The organism is Rheinheimera mesophila (genome assembly GCF_000986865.1).
Classification (GTDB): Bacteria; Pseudomonadota; Gammaproteobacteria; order Enterobacterales; family Alteromonadaceae; genus Pararheinheimera; species Pararheinheimera mesophila.
The window spans coordinates 17386-38252 of record NZ_LAVS01000096.1 but is presented as its reverse complement, the minus strand read 5'-3'; the positions used below and the strand labels follow the sequence as shown (position 1 = coordinate 38252).

The 20867-nt window shown below is 49.3% G+C and carries 15 protein-coding genes; 8 read left to right on the top strand and 7 right to left on the bottom strand.

What is annotated here, in order from left to right:
- Positions 1-5: 5 nt before the first annotated feature.
- From SD53_RS16745 to pssA, 6 genes are all read left to right on the top strand, one after another.
- Positions 6-569: a Maf family protein gene (locus tag SD53_RS16745; protein ID WP_082101905.1), complete on the top strand. Its 564-nt coding sequence runs from the start codon at positions 6-8 to the stop codon at positions 567-569.
- Entirely contained in the window at positions 566-2035 is a 1470-nt protein-coding gene (rng, locus tag SD53_RS16740; protein ID WP_046521338.1) for a ribonuclease G, read from the top strand. The genes SD53_RS16745 and rng overlap by 4 nt, the downstream gene beginning before the upstream one ends.
- Positions 2035-6021, top strand: coding sequence for a YhdP family protein (locus SD53_RS16735; RefSeq protein ID WP_046521337.1), 3987 nt, complete (start codon positions 2035-2037; stop codon positions 6019-6021). The genes rng and SD53_RS16735 overlap by 1 nt, the downstream gene beginning before the upstream one ends.
- Complete coding sequence (locus SD53_RS16730) at positions 6014-6853, top strand: carbon-nitrogen hydrolase family protein (RefSeq protein ID WP_046521336.1); 840 nt, start codon at positions 6014-6016, stop codon at positions 6851-6853. The genes SD53_RS16735 and SD53_RS16730 overlap by 8 nt, the downstream gene beginning before the upstream one ends.
- Positions 6850-8289, top strand: coding sequence for a metalloprotease TldD (tldD, locus tag SD53_RS16725; RefSeq protein ID WP_046521335.1), 1440 nt, complete (start codon positions 6850-6852; stop codon positions 8287-8289). Before SD53_RS16730 ends, tldD begins: the two co-directional genes overlap by 4 nt.
- Before the next feature lie 147 nt (positions 8290-8436).
- The gene (gene pssA, locus SD53_RS16720; protein WP_046521334.1) at positions 8437-9780 is read left to right on the top strand and encodes a CDP-diacylglycerol--serine O-phosphatidyltransferase; all 1344 of its coding nucleotides are present in this window, start codon (positions 8437-8439) and stop codon (positions 9778-9780) included.
- A 56-nt stretch (positions 9781-9836) separates the two neighbouring features.
- Here the strand turns inward: pssA and yjgA are convergent, their stop codons facing one another.
- Complete coding sequence (gene yjgA / locus SD53_RS16715; RefSeq protein WP_046521333.1) at positions 9837-10364, bottom strand: ribosome biogenesis factor YjgA; 528 nt, start codon at positions 10362-10364, stop codon at positions 9837-9839.
- Between the two features lie 166 nt (positions 10365-10530).
- Here yjgA and pmbA point away from each other — a divergent pair, with 166 nt between their 5' ends.
- Positions 10531-11877 carry a metalloprotease PmbA gene (pmbA, locus tag SD53_RS16710; protein WP_046521332.1) on the top strand — a complete coding sequence of 449 codons (1347 nt, stop codon included), beginning with the start codon at positions 10531-10533 and terminating at the stop codon, positions 11875-11877.
- Positions 11878-11986: 109 nt separating this feature from the next.
- Entirely contained in the window at positions 11987-12517 is a 531-nt protein-coding gene (locus tag SD53_RS16705) for a hypothetical protein (protein WP_046521331.1), read from the top strand.
- 39 nt (positions 12518-12556) lie between these two features.
- On the opposite strand, the gene SD53_RS16700 is transcribed toward SD53_RS16705, so the two are convergent.
- The 6 genes from SD53_RS16700 to SD53_RS16675 form a co-directional block, all read right to left on the bottom strand.
- Positions 12557-14740, bottom strand: a complete 2184-nt coding sequence (locus tag SD53_RS16700) for a M3 family metallopeptidase (RefSeq protein WP_046521330.1) — start codon at positions 14738-14740, stop codon at positions 12557-12559.
- Between the two features lie 214 nt (positions 14741-14954).
- Positions 14955-16262, bottom strand: a complete 1308-nt coding sequence (locus tag SD53_RS16695; protein WP_046521329.1) for a sugar MFS transporter — start codon at positions 16260-16262, stop codon at positions 14955-14957.
- Between the two features lie 119 nt (positions 16263-16381).
- Entirely contained in the window at positions 16382-17521 is a 1140-nt protein-coding gene (gene nagA / locus SD53_RS16690; RefSeq protein ID WP_052749442.1) for an N-acetylglucosamine-6-phosphate deacetylase, read from the bottom strand.
- The gene (locus tag SD53_RS16685; RefSeq protein WP_046521328.1) at positions 17511-18437 is read right to left on the bottom strand and encodes an ROK family protein; all 927 of its coding nucleotides are present in this window, start codon (positions 18435-18437) and stop codon (positions 17511-17513) included. The genes nagA and SD53_RS16685 overlap by 11 nt, the downstream gene beginning before the upstream one ends.
- A 3-nt stretch (positions 18438-18440) precedes the next feature.
- Complete coding sequence (locus SD53_RS16680; RefSeq protein WP_082101904.1) at positions 18441-19583, bottom strand: SIS domain-containing protein; 1143 nt, start codon at positions 19581-19583, stop codon at positions 18441-18443.
- The gene (locus tag SD53_RS16675) at positions 19583-20866 is read right to left on the bottom strand and encodes a class II D-tagatose-bisphosphate aldolase, non-catalytic subunit (protein WP_046521327.1); all 1284 of its coding nucleotides are present in this window, start codon (positions 20864-20866) and stop codon (positions 19583-19585) included. The genes SD53_RS16680 and SD53_RS16675 overlap by 1 nt, the downstream gene beginning before the upstream one ends.
- Position 20867 lies beyond the last annotated feature (1 nt).

Sequence of the window (20867 nt, the reverse complement as noted above, 5' to 3'; positions counted from 1 at the left end):
TTTGTATGATTGCCCTTGCATCCGCTTCACCCCGTCGCCGCGAGTTATTAGGCCAGTTGCAGCAGGAGTTTGTGCTGGTCAGTGGCACTATTGACGAAACTCAGCTCAACGGAGAAACCGCTGATCAGTACGTTTTGCGTTTAGCAGAGCAAAAAGCTCAGGCAGGTTTTGCAAGTCAAAGCACTCCACTTCCTACTTTAGGCGCCGATACCATAGTGCAGGTGGACGACTTAGTGTTAGGTAAACCTGCCGACCTGGGTGATTTTCAACGCATGATGAGGTTATTATCAGGTCGGAGTCATTGGGTAAAAACTGCGGTGGCTCTGGCAACCCAGCAGGGTATAGTCAGTCGCACAGTCGCGACTAAAGTCTGGTTTAAGCCTCTGTCTGAACAGGAAATACTCTGGTACTGGAACACAGGTGAACCAGCAGATAAAGCCGGTGGTTACGGTATTCAGGGCCTGGCTGGCCAGTTTGTGCAGCGTATAGATGGCAGCTACTTTGCTGTGGTCGGTTTGCCTTTGTACGAAACGGCCCAGTTGTTGCTCACTCTGAAGGAAAAGCCATGAGCGCAGAATTACTGATCAATGTAACGCCCAGTGAAACCCGGGTCGCTTTGATTGAAAACGGCGTGTTACAGGAAGTGCACATCGAACGGCAGGCCAAACACGGGCTGGTCGGCAATATTTATATGGGCAAAATCAGCCGGGTATTGCCTGGGATGCAAGCTGCCTTTGTCGATATCGGTTTAGATAAAGCCGCTTTTTTGCACGCGTCCGATATAGTCACTGCGGGGTTAAACATTGCCGATGCTGAACTTAAAGCTGGTCCGGTCAAAGATATTCGTCTTTTAGTGCACGAAGGTCAGTTTTTGCTGGTGCAGGTGGTGAAAGACCCGCTGGGTACTAAAGGCGCCCGTTTAACGACGGATATCACTTTACCCAGCCGCCATCTGGTGTTTATGCCGGGCTCCGCCCATGTTGGGGTGTCGCAGCGTATTGAAAGTGAAGCAGAGCGTCAGCGTTTAAAAGACATAGTCAGTACTTGTCTGGATGAAAGCGGCGGTTACATAGTTCGTACTGCAGCTGAAGGGGCAGGTGAAGATGAACTGCTGCACGATGGTAAGTTTTTGCAAAAACTCTGGGCCAAGGTTTTAAAGCGCAAAAAAAATGCCCGCAAAGAAACCATGTTGTATGAAGAGTTAACCTTGGCCTATCGTATTTTGCGTGATTTTGTCGGTTCTGATTTAGAGCGGGTGCGGATTGACAGCAAACTAACCTACCAGCAACTGCATGCCTTTACTGAAGAATTTGTGCCTGAAATGACATCCCGGCTGGAGTATTATCCGGGCGAGCGGCCGGTGTTTGACTTATTCGACGTGGAAAATGAAATTCAGCGCGCGCTGGAGCGCAGGGTCATGCTAAAAAGTGGCGGTTATCTGATGATCGACCAAACCGAAGCCATGACCACGATAGACGTTAATACCGGTGCTTTTGTTGGCCATCGTAATTTAGAAGAAACCATTTTTAACACCAATATTGAAGCCACTCAGGCCATAGCCCGTCAGTTACGACTACGCAATCTGGGCGGCATTATTATTATCGATTTTATCGACATGCAAAGCGAAGAACACCAAAAGCGGGTGTTGCATAGTTTAGAAGTGGCGCTGAGCCGGGATAAAACTAAAACCAATATTCATGGTTTTTCTGCGCTTGGGTTAGTGGAGATGACCCGCAAACGCACCCGCGAGAGTCTGGAGCATGTGCTGTGCGGCGAATGCCCTGTCTGTGCCGGCCGTGGCAGTTTAAAAACAGTGGAGACGGTCTGTTTTGAAATATTGCGGGAAATAGTGCGGGTGAACCGGGCTTATGTGGCAGATAAATTTGTAGTCTATGCCTCACCTGCGGTAAAAGATGCGTTAATTAATGACGAATTTCACAGCATGGCTGAACTCGAAGTTTTTATCGGTAAACAAATCAGTGTGGTGATCGAACCTCAATACGGTCAGGAACAATTTGACGTGGTGATGATGTAGTGCGAACGGTAAAACAGGCCTGGTTTTATTGCTTACACAAGCTCTGGATCTTTTTTGCTATCTTCGTGGTGTTGATGGCCACCTTAGTCTCTGCTTTACGTTTTGGCCTGCCTTACGCCCCCGGTTATAAAACTGACATTGAACAGTGGATCAAAGCCGAATATGGTACTGAAGTACGGATTGGCGCTTTGTCGGCCGGCTGGCAGGGTACAGGGCCAGCTCTGGTATTACAGCAATTGGAAGTGCTGGATAGTCAATATCAACCGCAACTGACCATCAAAGAAACCGGGATCCGGTTAGATTTCTGGCGTTCGCTGCGTACCATGAAACTCAGTGCTGCTCATTTTGAACTGACAGGTTTAACCTACAGAGTGGATGCCCAGCGTTGGTTGGGGACTGGCGTTGCTACCCCGACAGACAATCAGCAGTTATTTGATGCCTTGCAGGATCTGTTTTTTAAGCAGTTGCAACATTTCTCTGTGCTGGATAGCCAACTGGTGTTCAACAACACCCAAGACGAGGATATCCGGTTGGATATCAAAGCGCTGAACTGGCAAAACGAAGGCGAGCGGCATCAGGGCTGGGGTGAGCTGTCTGTGGCTGATGTCACCGCCAATACCTTGTCTTTTATCATTGATTTAACTGGTGAGCCGTCTAAGGCTCAGGGCCAGTTGTATCTGGCCAGCCAGCAACTGGACTTGTTGCCCTGGTTTCAGCAGTTGTTACCGCAAACCCGTAAACTCAACAGTGCCAAATTAAACTTCGCCGCCTGGGGGGATATTAAAGCCGGTAAGTTACAGCAGATTGATGTGGCTTTGTCGGATAACAACGTCGGCTGGCTGAAAGATGGGGTCTGGAACAAAGTCGCCTTGTCTGACGGTTATCTGCGTTGGGTGCCTATGGCCAAAGGCTGGAATTTAAGTTCCAGCCCTATGACGCTGAGTAACAGCAGTCAAAGCTGGCCAGGTTTACAGTTGCAACTCAGTCAGAATGAATTGGGTTATCAGGCTTCGTTACAGAATGTGCAGTTGGGGGTCGCCCGTCCTTTACTGGAACTGTTTTCTGATGGTTCGGAGCAATTGCAGTCGCTGCTTGCTTACCAACTGGATGGCAAAGTCGAACGACTGGACCTGATCACCGAAAACGAACAGTGGTACTTATCCGGTCAGTTTAATGAACTCGCTTCAGCACCTGTGGCTGATGTGCCGGGTGTGAAAGGTTTTCATGGCCGTTTTGTCGCATCTGAACATTTTGGCTGGCTGGGTTTAAAAGCAGAAGATGGCGCGCTGCAGTGGGGCCAGGCCTTCAGTAAAGATTGGACTTACACAGGGGCTGAATTAGAACTGGCCTGGCGCAAAAGAGCGGGCAACTGGCAAATTCTGGTGCCTTATCTGAGCTTATGGCAAGACGCCTTTACTCTGGAAGCTGAGCTGGTGGTCAATCTGGACGATCAACCTGATATGGATTTAGTGGCTGAGCTGCATGGTGTGCCGGTACAAAACGCAGAGCAGTTTTTCCCGAAATTTTACATGCCAGAGTCGGTGATCAATTATTTGAAACCAGCCCTGGTGTCGGGCGATGTCAGCTCAGGCAAAGTGCTGTGGTCCGGTAATTTTGCAGCCTACCCTTATGCCGGAAAAGATGGGGTATTTCAGGCACTGGCCGATGTCACCAATGCCGAGTTTTTATTTGATGAAAACTGGCCCAGCTTAACGGATTTATCGGCTGAACTATTTTTTGAAAATGCCGCCATGCTGATCAGCAGTAAATCCGGTTATTTGGTGGATGCCCCTGTGGATCAGGGCGTACAAGTCGCCATTCCTGATTTGTACAATGCCGAACATTTAATTATTGATATTAAACAGCAGTTACTGGCTGAACAGGTAACGACCTTAATGCAGGCTTCACCTTTACATGATTCTGTCGGTGAAACGCTGGCTTATTTAGGCGTGACAGGGCCGGTGAAAGGTGACGTGCGTCTGACCCTGGGGTTGAATGAGCCAAGCGTTGATGTCAAAGGCGCTATTGATTTTGAACGCAATGGGGTGGCGTTGTCTGCACCAGCTCTGGTAGGGGAGAATCTGACAGGCAGACTGTCATTTCACAACGATGTTCTGACGGCTGACGATTTGCAGCTATTTATCAGCAATATTCCAGTGCAGTTTGGTTTTCGTGGTGCACAGCAGCAGGACAATTACAAAATTTCTTTGTTAAGTCAGGGATTGCAGAACAGTCAGGAATTACTACTGAGCCTGGCGCCTCAACTGGAGCAGTTTGCTACAGGCCCGTTAAACTGGCAGTTTAAGCTGGATTTATTATTGGCTGGTGAGGGGTATACCTATCAGGCTGATCTGGCCTTAGATTTAACTGATACCGAATTAGTGCTACCTGCGCCGCTGGCAAAACCAGCCGGTCAGACCGGCACTGTGTTCTGGTCCTCCAGTGGCAGTCAGGACAACTCTGTCATCGCCCTGACGTATCAGGATTTAGTCTTTTTTGATGCCAGTTATCTGCATGCGCAGGGGCAAATTGGTCGTGCGCATTTAAGCTTAGGCAGTAAAGAAAATGCTGGTTTTGCCGATGGTTTTACCATTAGCGCTGAGCTGGATAAAACCGACTTTATGCCCTGGTTTGATCTGATCCGTCAGCAGATCAGTCAGCAATCGGATGACACCGGACTATTGCCTGCGCTAACTTCAGTCAAAGCCAAAGTGAATACCCTGACGGTGACTGAGGATATCCGCTTCGAACAGGTGCAACTGCAGTTAAAACCACAACAGGATGCCTGGGTTGTTGACATTAACTCCAGTCAAACCAAAGGCCAGTTAACCTTAGCAAAAGATTTGATGGCGCAGGGCATAGCGGCCAATCTGGAGTTCTTGCAATTATTCCCTTACGACCCGGTGAAAGCCGAAGCTGAAGCTTTGGCTGCTGCAGAATCTCTGGCAAAGCTTACGAAAGAACAACAAATTGCCAAAGCCCTGGCTGAAGTGGTGAAACCTGAACCCATGCCCTGGCTGGCTGATTTGCCTCCGATCAACCTGGACTGTAAGCGTTGTGTGTTTGGACCTTTTGATTTAGGTCACCTGACGATGCAGACCGAAGCAGACGGTGAGCGTTTAACTATACATAGTTTTGAATCCCGCTATAAAAAGCATCAGCTCAGTATCAAAGGTCAGTGGCAAAAAGATGCAGAGGCCGGAGTGACCACGTTATCCGCGAGCTTAACCAGTCCGGATTTTGGTCAATTGATGAAAGATTACCACTTAAGCTCGGCGATTGCGGGCAGTTCTGCCCAAGTGCAAATTGACAACCTAAGCTGGGCTGGTGGCCCCACTCAGTTTAACTATGCCACTTTAGCTGGCAAACTGAACTGGCAGTTGGGTGAAGGTTCGTTGTCTGAAGTCAGTGACAAAGGCGCTCGTTTACTGTCGTTATTCAGTCTGGGATCGTTGGTGCGTAAGTTGAAACTGGACTTCAGGGATATCTTCGCCAAAGGCTTTTTCTACACGGAAATGAAAGGCGACTTGCAACTGGATAAAGGTGTAGTGCACACCAATAACACTGTAGTGGACGGTGCTGCCGGTAAAATTGAGATCCAGGGTTATGCTGATTTAGTCACAAGGCAACTGGATTATCAGATGGCATTTTTACCGAAGATCACCTCGAGTCTGCCGGTGTTAGTCGCTTTATTGCAATTTAATCCGGCCACAGGCTTAGCCGCTTTGGCTCTGGATGAAATCGTGGAGTCGGCTGAGGTGGTGTCGAAAGTTAACTTTGTCGTGACAGGTAATTTTGATCAGCCGGAAGTGGTTGAGGTTGCGCGGCACACCACAGAGGTAGAGATCCCTCGTTCTGAATTATTAAAAGCCGAGCAGGAAAAACGTTTACGTTTGCAGCAAGAACAAGAACCGCAGCAAAAGCCGGTTAAACCCGCTGCGAGCAGTAAAGCAAAAGAGCAAAGCAGGGAGAAAGCCAATGGCTAAGCTCTGGCGTTTATCTGCGGTACAAATGACCAGTGGACCTGATCCTTTAGTGAATCTGGAGAAAGTGGATCAGTTGCTGGCTCAGTTGCCTAAAGCATCACAACATCTGGCAGTATTGCCTGAAGGTGTCGCTGTATTTGCCGGCCCTGACGGCTTAAACCTGCAATTGGCGGAAGCCTTAGGCTCTGGTCCTTTGCAAAACGCCTATGCAGCTTTGGCAAAACAACATCAGCTACATTTATTAGTGGGTACTTTGCCCACCCAAACTTCTGATCCAAGCCGTTTTGCCGCCAGTAGTTTGTTATACAGCCCAAACGGCGAGTTACTGGCGGATTATCAGAAAATTCATTTGTTTGATGCCTTAGTTAATGACAGCAGCAAGCAGTATCTGGAGTCCGCCACTACTATGCCGGGTCAGAAGTTAACTCTGGCTCAACTGGCGCAGTTAAAGTTAGGCATGCTGATTTGCTACGATATGCGTTTTCCGGGCTTAGCCCAGGCTTTGGCCGCCCAGGGCATGAACGTGATGGCGGTGCCCTCGGCCTTTACTACTGTGACAGGAGAGGCGCATTGGCATACTTTGTTAAGAGCCCGTGCTATCGAAACCCAGAGTTTTGTCGTGGCACCAGCTCAGGTGGGTACTCATCCCAATGGTCGTCAGACCTATGGCCATAGTTTAATTATCGACCCCTGGGGCCGTATTCTGGCCGAAGCCGATGGCAGCAGCGAAATGGTGCTGAGTGTCGAAACAGATTTAGATCTTTGCCAGCAGTTGGCAGAGAAAATGCCAATAAGGCACCACAACAGATTTCAAAGTGAGTTCAAAACATGAATAAGGTCGAACAGAACCTGTTAAGCGCCAGTGACTTGAGCGCCAGTGATTTACAGCAAAGCTTAGGCTTTTTGTTTGCGCATAAACTGGACTACGCTGATTTGTATTTTCAGTCCAGTGTGCATGAGTCCTGGGGTTTAGAAGATGGTTTAGTCAAAGATGGCTCTTTTAATATTGAGCGTGGGGTTGGTGTTCGTGCGATCAGTGGCGAAAAAACTGGTTTTGCCTATGCCGATTCTATTTCAGCCGCCGCCTTAAAACAGGCGGCAGAGGCGGCCCGTGGTATAGCTGCAGTGGGGCAACAAGGCGCAGTGCAGGTTTTTAAGTCACAATCCCAGCCGCAAATTTATTTGCCTTGTGAGCCGCTGCAAAGTTTAGACAATACTGCCAAGGTGGAGCTGCTCAAGCAAATTGAAGCTTATATTCGTAGCCTCGACAGCAGAGCAGAACAAGTGGCGGTCAGTTTATCCGGCGTTTATGAAGAAGTGTTAGTAGCGGCCTCTGATGGTACTTTTGCGACAGATATTCGGCCTTTGGTGCGACTGAATTGCTCTGTCTTACTGCAGCATAACGGTCGTCGTGAGCGCGGTGGCAGTGGTGGTGGTGCCCGTACCAACTATCAGTATTTCCTCGAAGATGTGAATGGTTCGCCGCGTTGGCAGGGCTATGCCCGTGAAGCTGTGCGTATGGCTCAGGTGAACTTAACAGCGGTTGATGCACCTGCCGGTACTATGCCTGTGGTCTTGGGCTCTGGCTGGCCGGGCGTGTTGTTACACGAAGCGGTAGGCCATGGTCTGGAAGGGGATTTTAACCGCAAAGGCTCTTCTACTTTTTCTGGTCGTGTTGGTGAGCAGGTGGCGTCCAGGCACTGCACTATTGTCGATGATGGTACTTTAGCGCATAGACGTGGTTCACTGAATGTCGATGACGAAGGCACTGCCAGTCAATGTAACGTGCTGATCGAAAAAGGTATTCTCAAGGGCTATATTCAGGATAAACACAATGCCATGCTGATGAATGTAGCTCCGACAGGCAATGGCCGTCGTGAGTCATTTGCTCATTTGCCTATGCCCCGTATGACCAATACCTACATGTTGGCCGGGGACTATGATCCACAAGAAATTATTGGCAGTGTGAAAAAAGGTATTTATGCGCCAAACTTTGGTGGTGGCCAGGTGGATATCACATCCGGCAAATTTGTATTCTCCGCTTCAGAAGCCTACCTGATTGAAAATGGCAAAATTACCACTCCTATTAAAGGTGCAACTCTGATCGGCAATGGCCCGGAGGCGATGCAACAAGTGTCTATGGTGGGGAATGATCTATCGTTAGACACTGGTGTGGGGGTCTGCGGTAAGCAAGGTCAAAGTCTGCCAGTAGGGGTGGGACAACCTACCTTAAAACTGGATGCAATGACGGTCGGCGGTACGGCATAACGGCTATCCTGACGAAAAACGCTAGGACTTTGTGCCGTTTTGCGGCAAGATCCAACTCATTAGAGAGAGCTAAAAATGGGGTCCGATCACCGTGTTCACAGCATTGTGTTCTGATCTCCGTTTAACCGACTGAGAATTTCGCCTGTTATGTTACAAACTTTGTTAAATAGACGCCGTCTGGCCAAATTGCCAAAAACAGATCTGGTTGCTGAAACCGTTTCTGTCCTCTGGTCAGCCGCCGATTACAAAAGCACAGTGCTGGAACTGATCCAGCGTGCGCAACATCGTATTGTGATCACGGCGTTGTATCTGCAAGCCGATGAAGCAGGCGAACAAATTCTGCGGGCTTTATTCAGTGCCAAACAGCAAAAACCTGATTTACAGGTCACGGTTTATGTTGATTATCACAGAGCCCGTCGTGGCTTGATAGGTCAGGAAGGTGCGCGCACCAATAATGATTTTTATCGTGAGATTGCCAAAGACTACGAGCTGCCGATCCAAATTATTGGTGTACCGGTAAAAAAGCGTGAACTCTTTGGTGTGCTGCATTTAAAAGGTTTTGTGTTTGATCACACCCTGCTGTACAGCGGCGCTTCGCTGAATAATGTTTATCTGGCAGAGCAAAACCGCTACCGGGCGGACCGCTATCTGGTGCTGCAAAATCAGGTGATGACAGATGCGATAGTGCAGGCCCATCAGCAGTTATTTGGTGATGAAGAACAAACACCACAGTTGCTGGATGACGAAGCTTATGTCAGTCAGGCAGTCAAACGTCAGTCACGTTTATGGCTCAAACATGCCAAAGCCACCCGTTATCATTATGAAGATAAAACAGATTCAGCCTTACGCGCTTCGTTGCTGATGGGCTTAGGGCGCCGCAACAATGAGCTCAATAGCACTGTACTGGCTTTGCTTGCTGTAGCGCAGCAGGATGTGCTGATTTACACTCCTTATTTTAATCCGCCTGTGGCTTTGGCCAGAGCGCTGCGTAAATGTTTAAAACGTGGTGTCACTGTGACCATAGTAGTGGGCGATAAAACCGCTAACGATTTTTACATTCCGCCAGGCCAGCGTTTTAGCAAAATTGGTGGTTTACCTTATTTCTACGAAACTATTTTGCGTAAGTTTGTCCGTGCCAATCAAAAGTTTATCGATGCCGGTATATTGCACGTCAAACTGTGGAAACATGAAGACAACAGTTATCACCTCAAAGGCTTAAGTGTGGATGGGGTCAAACATCTATTTACCGGCCACAATCTGAATCCACGGGCTTTTTCGCTTGATTTTGAAAATGGAATTTATGTCGAAGATGACCTGCAGCAACTAAAAACCTTGCTGGAGCAGGAAAAACAGGTGATCACAGCCCACGCCAGCGAAATTGTGCATTATTCAGAAATTGAAACTGTGCGCGATTATCCGGACGTGGTGCAAAAACTGTTAGGTCAGTTGCGTCGGATAGGTGCAGATTTAGTGGTCAAGCGATTGATTTAAGCCTGAGGGTCAGGCCTTGAATGTTGAATGCAAAATCCAAGGCCTGACCCCGTCGATCAGTCTTCTAAAATAGCCGGTTTAATCAGCTGGAACAGTTCACGAAATGCCTTAGGAGGCTGGTTTTTTTCCTGCTCCTTTTTCGCATTACGGATCAGGGTGCGTAATTGTTGTACATCCACTTGCGGAAATGCCGCCACAAATTCAGTCACTGCATCAGGGTTGGCAATTAGCTTATCGCGCCAGGTTTCGACTAAATGAAACTTACGGGTGGCGGCCTGATTGGTATTACGCAGCACAGCCAAAGCACGCTCAATAGGTTCCAGATCGCGGGTACGCATTAAACGGCCGATAAACTGAATATGACGACGTAACGCTTCGTGTTTTTTTACCAGCTTGTCAGCTAAAGCCAACGCTTCTCTTAACTCATCATCTAAGTCGAGCTTAGCGCGGGCTGCAGGGCTTAATGCCACCAGCTCTTCGCCCAGCTTTTGCAGTGCGGTCATCTCTTTTTTGACTTGGGTCTTACTTTTACCATGCTCAACATCCCAGTCGTCGCCATGGGTAAAGTCGGTCATATCGGCCATAGAATTCTCTTACCATCTTGATTAATACGGCAAGTATACCTGATTGGCTGTACTCTGTCGTGTTTCGGATTGGCTTGGGCCGGGCAACCATAAAGCTCGTGCCCTGGCCCAATTATTGTCGAACTATGATAAGCTGAACGCAAAATTCTGGTAGGTATAAACACAGATGAGTCAAACCGAAGTTACAATCTGGCAAGAAATCGCCGAAGTCAAAGATGCGGTCAGCCAGGTACTGGCGCATGCCAAACAATTAGGCGCCAGCAGCGCCGAAGCTTCAATGAACCGCACCCGGGGTTTAAGCGTGGAAACCCGCCATGGTGAAGTAGAGACAGTTGAATTTAATCAGGACGGTGGCCTGGGGATCAGTATTTATGTTGGTCAGCGTAAAGGTTCTGCTTCTACCGCTGATTTAAGCCCTGCGGCGTTAAAACGTACAGTCGAAGCGGCTATTGATATAGCCCGTTACACTTCGGAAGATCCGCATGCAGGTTTAGCAGAAGCGGCTTGGCTGGAATTATCACCGCCGGATCTTGATTTGTTTCACCCGGCCTCTGTCTCGACTGAACAAGCCATTGAATGGTGTAAAGCCTCGGAAGAGGCGGCTTTTGCTTATGATGGCCGTATTACCAATTCGGAAGGCGCGTCCTTTTCATCACATCAGGGCTTAAAAGTCTACGGCAACAGTCATGGTCAACTGGTGGGTTACCCAAGCAGTCGTCACAGTTTAAGCTGTGTGGTGATAGGCGAAGACGGCGACGATATGCAGCGGGATTACAGCTACACAGTCGCCCGCGAATTAGGCGCTTTGCTGGACCCGGCTCAGATTGGTCGTGAAGCCGCAATGGAAACAGTACAACGCTTAAATGGCCGCAAGCTCGGCACGCAAAAAGTACCGGTCATTTTCCGCGCTGATATCGCCAGTAGTCTGTTTGGTCATCTGGTATCAGCCATCAGTGGTGGCAGTATTTATCGTAAATCCAGCTTCCTGCTGGATAAGGTCGGTCAGAGCGTGATGTCAGATAAAGTCACTATTCTGGAGCGTCCGCATTTAAAGAAAGCCTTAGCTTCGAGCCCTTTTGATGGCGAGGGGGTGAAAACCCGCGACCTGACCATTTTGGACAAAGGCGTATTAACTACCTACCTGACCACCAGTTACTCTGGCCGTAAGTTAGGTTTACCCAGCACAGGTCATGCCGGTGGTATTCATAACTGGCTGGTGCAACATGGCGATGCTGATTTAGCTCAGCTTTGCCGTGACATGGGAAAAGGGTTGTTGGTGACAGAGCTAATGGGGCAAGGTGTCAACACAGTCACAGGCGACTACTCCCGTGGTGCCGCAGGTTTCTGGGTAGAAAATGGCCAAATTCAGTTCCCAGTGTCCGAAATCACCATAGCCGGGACTTTGCAGCAAATGTTTATGGATATTCAAGCCATAGGCAAAGACGTAGACCCTCGCGGTGGCGTGCTGACAGGTTCAGTGCTGATAGGCCAGATGCAAATCGCTGGTCACTGATCTGTTTGGGTCAGAGCTTTGGCTCTGACCTTTGCTACTTCCCCTTGATTTTTCTGAACTTTCCCCCAGCTATACCCACTAAGACCTGAATGAAATTCCCGGAGTTTTTATGAAGCCTTTATCTTTTTTAGTACCTGCTACCTTATCTTTTTTGCTCACCAGTTGTGGTTATTTGGCTGGCGATGAAAAACAACAATTGGAGCAAGCCTGGCTGGCGAAAGATCAGCAATTACAGCAAGCGGTAGAACAAATCCGTACACAGGGTTTAGAAGCTGTTGCCAATGGTGCCGAAGCGGGCACAGTAGCCTCTTGTGTGGCTACTACTTTAGTGGCTGATCCGGTTGGCCGTTTAATCAGTGTCGAAGGGGCTTTAGTCGAGTCGGCCAAAGTGGCGCAGTTACTGGCAGATTTACAACAAGTGATGGAGCAGGACGTTTCACTGGAGCAAATGGCAGGTTTGTTACAACGTGGCGCTGATGCGGCTGTGTACGCCAAAACCTTAATTGAACAACAAGGTGTAGAGCAGGCATTGCAGACCTTAAAGCAGATGGCCGTTGCCAGTCAGCAGTTTGCCCAGCAGGATTTAGGGGCACATTTACAGCAGTTATTAGCCAGTTGCCCGACCAAGCCAGCCGAATAAATCAGAGAGGGTCAGAGCCAAGGCTCTGACCCTGATCACTTAGTTAATACCCGTCTTTAAACCACGACGGATTAACAATGCATCTGTGGTAGGTTCCTGACCACGGAAAGCTTTGTAAGCTTCCATTGGGTCTTTGCTGTTACCAATAGACAGAATGTTTTTACGGAAGTTAATGCCGTTTTCCAGCTTTAAACCGCCCTGAGTTTGCACATAAGCAAAAGCATCAGCCGCCAGAATTTCACTCCACATATAGGCGTAGTAACTGGCTGAGTAACCACCAGAGAACACGTGAGCGAAGAAAGTCGATTTATAACGTGGTGGCACAGCAGCTAAGTCCACACCGTGTTTCTTCAGTGCAGCGGCTTCAAACTTCTGTACGTCCTGCAGTGGTGCATCGGCTGGCAGAGAGTGCCATTCCATATCCAGCAGCGCAGAAGACATGTACTCCAGTGTGTCATAGCCCTGGTTGAAGCTGCGTGACTTCATGATTTTTGCCAGCAGTTCAGCCGGAATAGCTTCACCTGTTTTGTAGTGCTTGGCATAGTTGCCAATGACATCAGGATGAGCTGCCCAGTCTTCCTGGAAAGTCGACGGGAATTCAACGAAATCACGGGATACAGAAGTCCCAGCCAAGCTTGGGTAGTTCACATCTGAGAATAAACCATGCACCGCATGACCAAATTCGTGGAACATAGTGGTCACGTTGTCATAGCTGACCAATGTAGGTTCGCCAGCCGGGCCTTTTGGAATGTTCATCACATTCACAACCACAGGCTTCTGATTTAACAGCTTGCTTTGCTCCACAAAAGAACTCATCCAGGCGCCACCACGTTTGCCTTCACGGGCAAAGTAATCTGCATAGAAAATTGCAATGCTGGTGCCATCAGCGTCAAACACTTCATAAGCTTTGACATCCGGATGATACACAGGTAAATCCGGACGCGCTTTCATGGTGATACCAAACAGCTTGTTCATGGTGTAGAACATGCCGTCGTTCAGTACACGCTCAAACTCAAAGTACTGACGGACTTCAGCTTCGTCTAAATCGTATTTGGCTTTACGGACTTTCTCTGCGTAGAACTCCCAGTCCCATGGTTGTAACTCAAAGTCACCGCCGGTTTCTTTGATCATGGCCTGAATAGCTTCAGCTTCTTTTTTGGTGTTTTCTACCACAGCAGGCACCATAGAGCCGAACATATCCAATACAGCTTTTGGAGTTTTCGCCATAGTTGGTTCTAATTGGTAGGTAGCCCAGTTGTCATAACCTAACAGCTTGGCACGCTCAGCACGTAACTGCGCTAAACGGGCAACGATAGGCTGGTTGTCAGTTTCACCTGAAGTACCGCGGTAGGCAGAGGCTTCCCATACTTTTTTACGTAATTCGCGGTTTTCCAGCGAGGCTAACACTGGCTGACGGGTGGTGTTGGTAATTTCGATAATAAATTTACCGTCCTGACCACGGGCTTTAGCACCTTCCGCGGCAGCCGTAATTTCAGCTTCGGTTAAACCTTTTAACTGCTCTTTGCTGTCGACGAAGATGGCGATGTCTTTCGTCATCTGCATCAGGTTCTGCTGATATTTGTTGGTCAGCGTCGATTGTTCTTCGTTTAACGCACGGATCTTGGTTTTCTGCTCTTCGGTTAAGTTAGCGCCGGCGCGCACAAAACGCTCATAATAATCTTCAACCAAACGCGTGGCTTCACCGTCTAAACCTAAAGTAGCGCGGGCGTCATACACAGCTTTAACACGAGCAAATAACTGTGGATTCAGGTTGATATTGTCTGAATGCGCAGCAAATTTAGGCGCCATTTCAGCCTGAATTTTTTGGATCTGCTCGTTGCTGATAGTGCCTGTCATATTAAAGAAGGTGCTGGAGGCGCGGGTTAACAGAGCACCGCTTTTTTCCATCGCTACTATGGTGTTTTCGAAAGTAGCTGGCTCTTTATTCTCAGCGATAGCCAGGATCTCAGCCATATGCTGTTTGATGCCTTCTTCCATCGCTGGCTGATAATGTTCAACTTTAATTTTGTCAAATTCTGGTGCTTCGTATTGCAGCGAGCTTTTCACTAATAACGGATTGGTCACTGCAGCTTGCTCCGACTCTGGGGCCGCAGTTTGAGTTTGCTCAACTGCTGCGGTAGTTTTAGCTTCTTCTGCTGGTTTGGAGCAGGCACTTAAAGCGACTGCCGCGCCTATAGCGCTGGCGATTAAGGTCTTGCGCATCGATATTTCCTTCTGGGTATCTTGGTTGCTTTTTTGTTATGGAATTACAGTAAAAATCCTCAACTGTTAACCGGTCGAGTATGCCAAAAGCTGTACTGAAAAAACAGGTTTTGCAGTAAATGGCAGATTTAGTGGGATAAGTGGGGGGCTCTGTACTATTTTGTATGCTTTACAGAAAAGCGGCTGCGAGCGAGGCTCCAGCCGCTTACAACAATCACTTTAATTTATGACCTTTGACGGCATAAAACAAAATCATGGCGTAACAGGGGAGCAGTAACCAATACGCCTGCTGGCTGCTTTGCACACCAGCCAGATAGCCATAGAGCAATGGCAAAATGGCACCCCCGGCTATTCCCATAATCAATAAAGCTGAGGCTGTTGCGGTGAGCTTGCCTAAACCAGCTAAAGCCAGAGGCCAAACGGCAGGCCAGACTAAGGCATTAGCTAAACCTAACAGAGCCAGATACAACACAGGGTCGGGTACGGCCGGAATGCCAAGCCAGCCCAGTAGCAGCTCTGAGACTGCAAAAGACTGACTCTCTGACAGCAGCACAGCGGCGGTAAACAGCATACCGGCGATAGCCGAAGCCACCAGGGCCTGTTGCTGACTGAGCCAACGAGGGATCAGCACTATACCCAGCAGATAACCCAGTACCATAAAGGCCATAGTGTAGGAGGTTAAACTGCCAAAATGGGCCAGCCCTAAGCCCTGACCAAACAGTCCTATGGTATCGCCAGCTATCACTTCAACACCGACATAACAAAACAAGGTCAAAGTACCGAGCAGTACTTGCGGGTACTTCAGCACGGCTTGCCAGTTATTGTTTTTGTCCGCCGGATCGTCTAAGTCCAACTCGGGTAAAGGTGACCAGTAGACAAAAGCCATCAGAGCCAGCAGCACCAACGCCATTAATAGATAGGGCTGCACCAGACGGCCAGACAACTCAGCCAGCAGCAGCGATTTTTCGTCATTGCTCAGTTGGGCCAAAGCGGCGTCACTAAAGGCATCCATCCCCGTTAGAAACCAGGCGCTGAACAGTAAAGGCACAACAAAACCTGCGCCTTTATTCACTATGCCCATCAGACTGATACGCATAGCCGCACTCTCGCGTGGGCCAATACAGACAATATAAGGATTGGTCGCTGTTTGCAGCAGCGTCAGGCCAGTACCCAGCACAAACAAAGCCAATAAAAATAGACCAAAGGTCGCACTCAGCGCGGCTGGGATAAAAAGTACAGCGCCAATCGCCATCAGTCCCAGACCAAACAGCATACCTTGTTTATAACCGAAACGGGTCAGCACGGCCGAGGTTGGTAAGGCCATCACAAAGTAGGCGATATAAAATACAAAAGTCACCAGCAGCGCCTGAAACTCATTGAGCTGACAGGCAATTTTCAGGAAGGGGATCAAAGCCCCATTCAGCCAGGTGACAAAACCAAAGACAAAAAACAGTATACCTATCAGTATCATAGGCAATAGGCTGCTCTGCCGTGCCAAAGGTACGGCTGTAGAATTGCTCATAAATTTCCCCGTTTTCCCCGTCGTACTTGAAGTTGCAGCTTTGTTGGCTGCCCAATCTGTTAGAAAGGGCATCGCCTGGCTGCAACCGCAATAACTTAGGGGAGTATTATTGTTGTTAATTAGGCAGTTTTGCCTGCTATCCAGCTTTGTTGAATTTTATAGTGGTGATCCATCCAGATTAAATCGGCCACAGCCCCCTGAGTGATTTGACCACGAATACCGCTCTGGCCGATAAAGTCGGCCGGAGTTGCAGTTGCCATTTGCACTGCGGTGGCGAGCTCCAACTGCAGTTGCTCTGTGGCAAAACGCACAGCACTGGCCATATCCAATACAGAACCGGCCAAAGAGCCTTCGGCATTAGTCAGTTTCAGTCCTTGTCGGGTCACTTTGCCGTCAAAAAACTCAAACTCTTTTTGGTCTGTGCCTACGGGCGACATCGCATCTGTCACCAGCACTAAACGTGCTGTCCCTTTGGCCTGATAAGCCAGCCGGGCTGATAGCGGGTGCACATGCTCGCCATCCAGAATAATGCCGCAATAGGCGCGGGGATCAGCCAGGGCAGTGCCGACCATGCCGGGCTCACGTGAGGTTAAGCCTGACATGCCGTTGTACAAATGAGTAAAACCTTTGGCTCCGGCATCCAAAGCGGCCAGCACTGTATCGCTGTTGGCATTGGAATGGCCCAAACAAACAATAACACCGGCATTGCATAATAAACGGATCTGTTCAGGGCTCACCGCCTCAGGGGCAACCGTCAGCATCCGCACCCCTAAGTCCGTGCGTTGATAGAGCGCCAGTTCGGCCGCAGACAAAGTGCGTAAATACTGAGTCGGGTGACAGCCTCTTTTGGCATGGGATAAATGCGGCCCTTCAAAGTGAATACCAATAATACCGGGTTCGTTGCGGGCCAAAGCTGCTGCTACTGCATCAGCGGCCTGTTGCATGGTGTGGATATCATCGGTGATCACAGTAGGTAACATGGCCGTGGTGCCATATACCCGGTGGGCGGCCATCATCAGCCGTAACGCTTCTACGGTTGGCTGCTGGTTAAATAAAATGCCGCCGCCACCGTTCACTTGGGTATCAATAAAACCTGGCAGCAGCATACCGTCCGGTAATTCCAGTACCGGCAGACCTTCTTCAGCTTTGCTGCCGATCTGTTGAATCATTCCGTCAGCAATCAGTAAATACTGCTGCTGTTGCCAGCGACCATCGATCTGTGCTTTGTGGGCATGTAAATAAAAGGCTTTAGAATTCATAGCTTTGTCCTTCAGTAAGCGCTTTACCCAATAAAGCCGCACCGCGCACACCACTGGCAGCACCCCATTGCGCTGTTTTAAATTCCGGCACGTTAGCGCCAGCAAATAAATGGGCTGCTGTAGCTTTGGGCAGAGCGCTAAGAATTTCCGGTATATCGGATAAACCACCACCCAGAACAATCAAATCCGGGTTTAAGCTCAGGATCTGATTGGCCATCACTGAACCTAAGGCGCTGATATAAGCCTCAAAAGTACGAAGAGCGGCAGGTTTTTCTGCCCGATAATCGGCCAGCCATTGATAAGTATCCGCAGTCTGGCCACTAAAATACTGATACAAACGGGCTAAACCAGTGCCTGAAATATAAGGTTCGTTGCAGCCTGTTAAGCCACAACCACAAGGAAAAAGCGGCAGATTAAACTGCTGTATCACAGAGGCGGCTAAACCCTGATGGCCATATTCCCCTGCCAGACCCGAAGCGCCCTGATACAACTTGCCATTGAGGCAAAAACCACCACCAGCGCCCGTGCCCAAAATAACACCCAGCACTTTGTCATGCTGCTGACCTGCACCCAGCACAGCTTCGGATAAAGCAAAGCAGCGGCAATCGTTGCCTATAGCCACAGGGCGTTTTAGCAAAGCTGTTAAATCCTGAGCCACAGCTTTATTGGTTAAGCAGGGCACATTGCTGGATAACACTGTGCCGTCGCTGCGGATCACGCCGGGCAAAGCTATCCCCAGGCTGCCGGAGTTGGCGCACAGCGTATCGGCCTTTTGAATCTGTGCCAGCACTGTCTGCAAAAAGTCGTCATAGCTGTGTTGTGGGGTGGGGACCCGCCAGCTATGTTGCAGTTCAAACTGCTGGTCCAGCACTGCCAGTTCAATTTTAGTACCACCTATGTCCAGCCCGTACCACATGGTTCAGTCCTTAAAGGGATACAAAGTGACACCCTGTACCACCCGGTTGACCTGACCACCCGGGCAAGGATTATCCGGCGCTACCTTCAATTGCAGTGCTTTGTAAAAAGCCAGAGCCTGACACCAGACAATAAAAGGCAAGGTCAGCCAGACATCGCTTAAGCTGTTGTTGCCACCCAGTAAGGCTTCGGATAACACTGCAGTATCCAGCGCTATATTGTCCCTTTGCAGTTCAGCCAGCAGATCCTGATCGTATAAACGGCTGTAGGGATCCGAGCTTTGCAGCACTACAATTTGGGTTTTCTGATTCACCAGCGATTTAGGGCCATGCCTGAAGCCTAACGGGCTTTCAAAGCTGCTGCTGACTTGTCCTGCCGTCAGTTCCAGATACTTCAGTGCAGCTTCCTGAGCTATGGCTTTGAGTGGGCCACTGCCTAAAAACACCATGCGCTCGCACTGCTGTTCGGCCTGAGCTTTGATTTCTGGCAATTTCTGTTGCAGCACGTGATCGGCCAGTGCAGAGGCCTGTGCAAAAGCCGAAATGTCTTTAGCAAAGGTCAATAAAGTTGCCAGATACATAGAACTGAAACTACTGGTCATGGCAAAACTTTGGTCATGACTTTGTTCAGGCAATTGATACACAGCACTGCGGCTGGGATGACGGCTGGCGTAACTGGCCAGTTTGCCTTGGGCATTGCAGGTGATCATCAGATGCTGCACCTGCGGCAGTAACTGATCGGCCAGTTCTACGGCCGCCACACTCTCAGGGCTATTGCCGGAACGACCATAGGACACCAGCAAAGTCGGCAGACGAGCATCTAAATACAAAGCAGGATGGCTGACTAAATCTGTGGTGCTGATGGCTTCCACTTTTTGGCTGGCAAAAGGCAGTTGTTGTTGCACAAAAGCGGCTAAAGCGGCCCCTATATAAGCCGAAGTACCAGCGCCGGTTAAAATAATACGCAAGTCAGCTTTGCTCAGCAGTGGCTGCAGAAAATCCTGCAGCACCTGTTGTTTGTGCTGGTGCTCGTGCTGCACCTGTCGCCATAACGCGGGTTGCTGCTGAATTTCACGGGCTGTCCAATAACCACCTGCTTGCTCCAGTTCAGCGGTGCTCAACTGTAAAAATAAATCCGGCATTGACATTACCTACTCCTGCTTGTCGCTGCTAAAGCACAGGCTTTGGCATAAGTTGCCAGCACCTGATCGATATGGTGGATCACTAAGTCTTTGGCGTTATTGGGCACTGAGCCTCTTAACACGGCCTGATAACCGGCTGGCAAAAACTGACTTAATAACGGCAAAGGCAAAGGTTTGGATAAATTACTGAACAATGTCTCAGTGGCCTGCTGCAAGGCTGCTTCGGGCCAGTAATAACGAAGCCGGTCGCTAAAACTGTACAACAACTGCCAGCCTTGCTCTGTGTCCGTGTAAAACTTTTGCCAGTAGGCAGGCTTGTCCTGCATCAGCGCTTTACAGCGCTGACGTAACTGCGAACTTTGCGCCACAGCCACCAGTTCGTCCTCAATAAAACTTAACGCAAATAAGGCTTCACGCAGCGCAAAGGTCAGGCCTGGCCCTACTTTTAAAATCGCAAAGTGGCCCTGAACTAAAGCCTGTAAATGTTCAGGCAACTGATAGTCAGTGGAATGGGCCTCGTACACCAGACCCTGTTGGCGCTGAATAAAATCCGTCAGGCTCTGAGCGGCCGGTGCATCAAATAAATGCACTTTGCTGTTATCAAATTCCACCCCGGGTTGCACCACCACAGCTATGACCTTTTGCCAGACTTCATCCGCCAAAGCAGCAGCGGCAAAAGCTGCTTTGTGCGTATTTAAGGTATGCAACACTGCCTGAACCGGCGTCGGCGCTAATTCATGTTCCAGCTCTGTGACACCACCGGGCGCCGGTACTTCAGTGCCTATCACATAACAGAGCTGTTGATCAGGTTTGCGATGTTGTTCGGCCACTTTGCATAAACGCGCTGCCCGGTTTGCTATCACTTCATCCGACAACACGGCTGGGTCATCGGCACAGGCCATGCTGGTATCCAGATGGATTTTGCTAAAACCGGCCTGGACAAAAACGGCAATCAGTTGCTCAGCTTTTTGCATCGCCTGCTCAGCAGGTTCTTTGCACCAAACCACTGGGCCTAAATGATCACCGCCAAACATCAGTTGCTGTTGCGCCAGCCCTTCCTGCTTCGCCAGTTGCTGCACATAAGCAATAAAATCAGCAGGCAACATGCCGGTGTACCCGCCAAACTGATTCACCTGATTGGCGGTTGCTTCAATCAATAACACTGAACCATCGGCTTTGGCGCGACGCAAAGCCGCGCGCAGCACCAGAGGTTGAGCCGAACAGACCGAATAAATACCGGTGCCCAGCCCTTGTTTATTTTGCTGCAAAATTTGCGATAAGGCATTCATG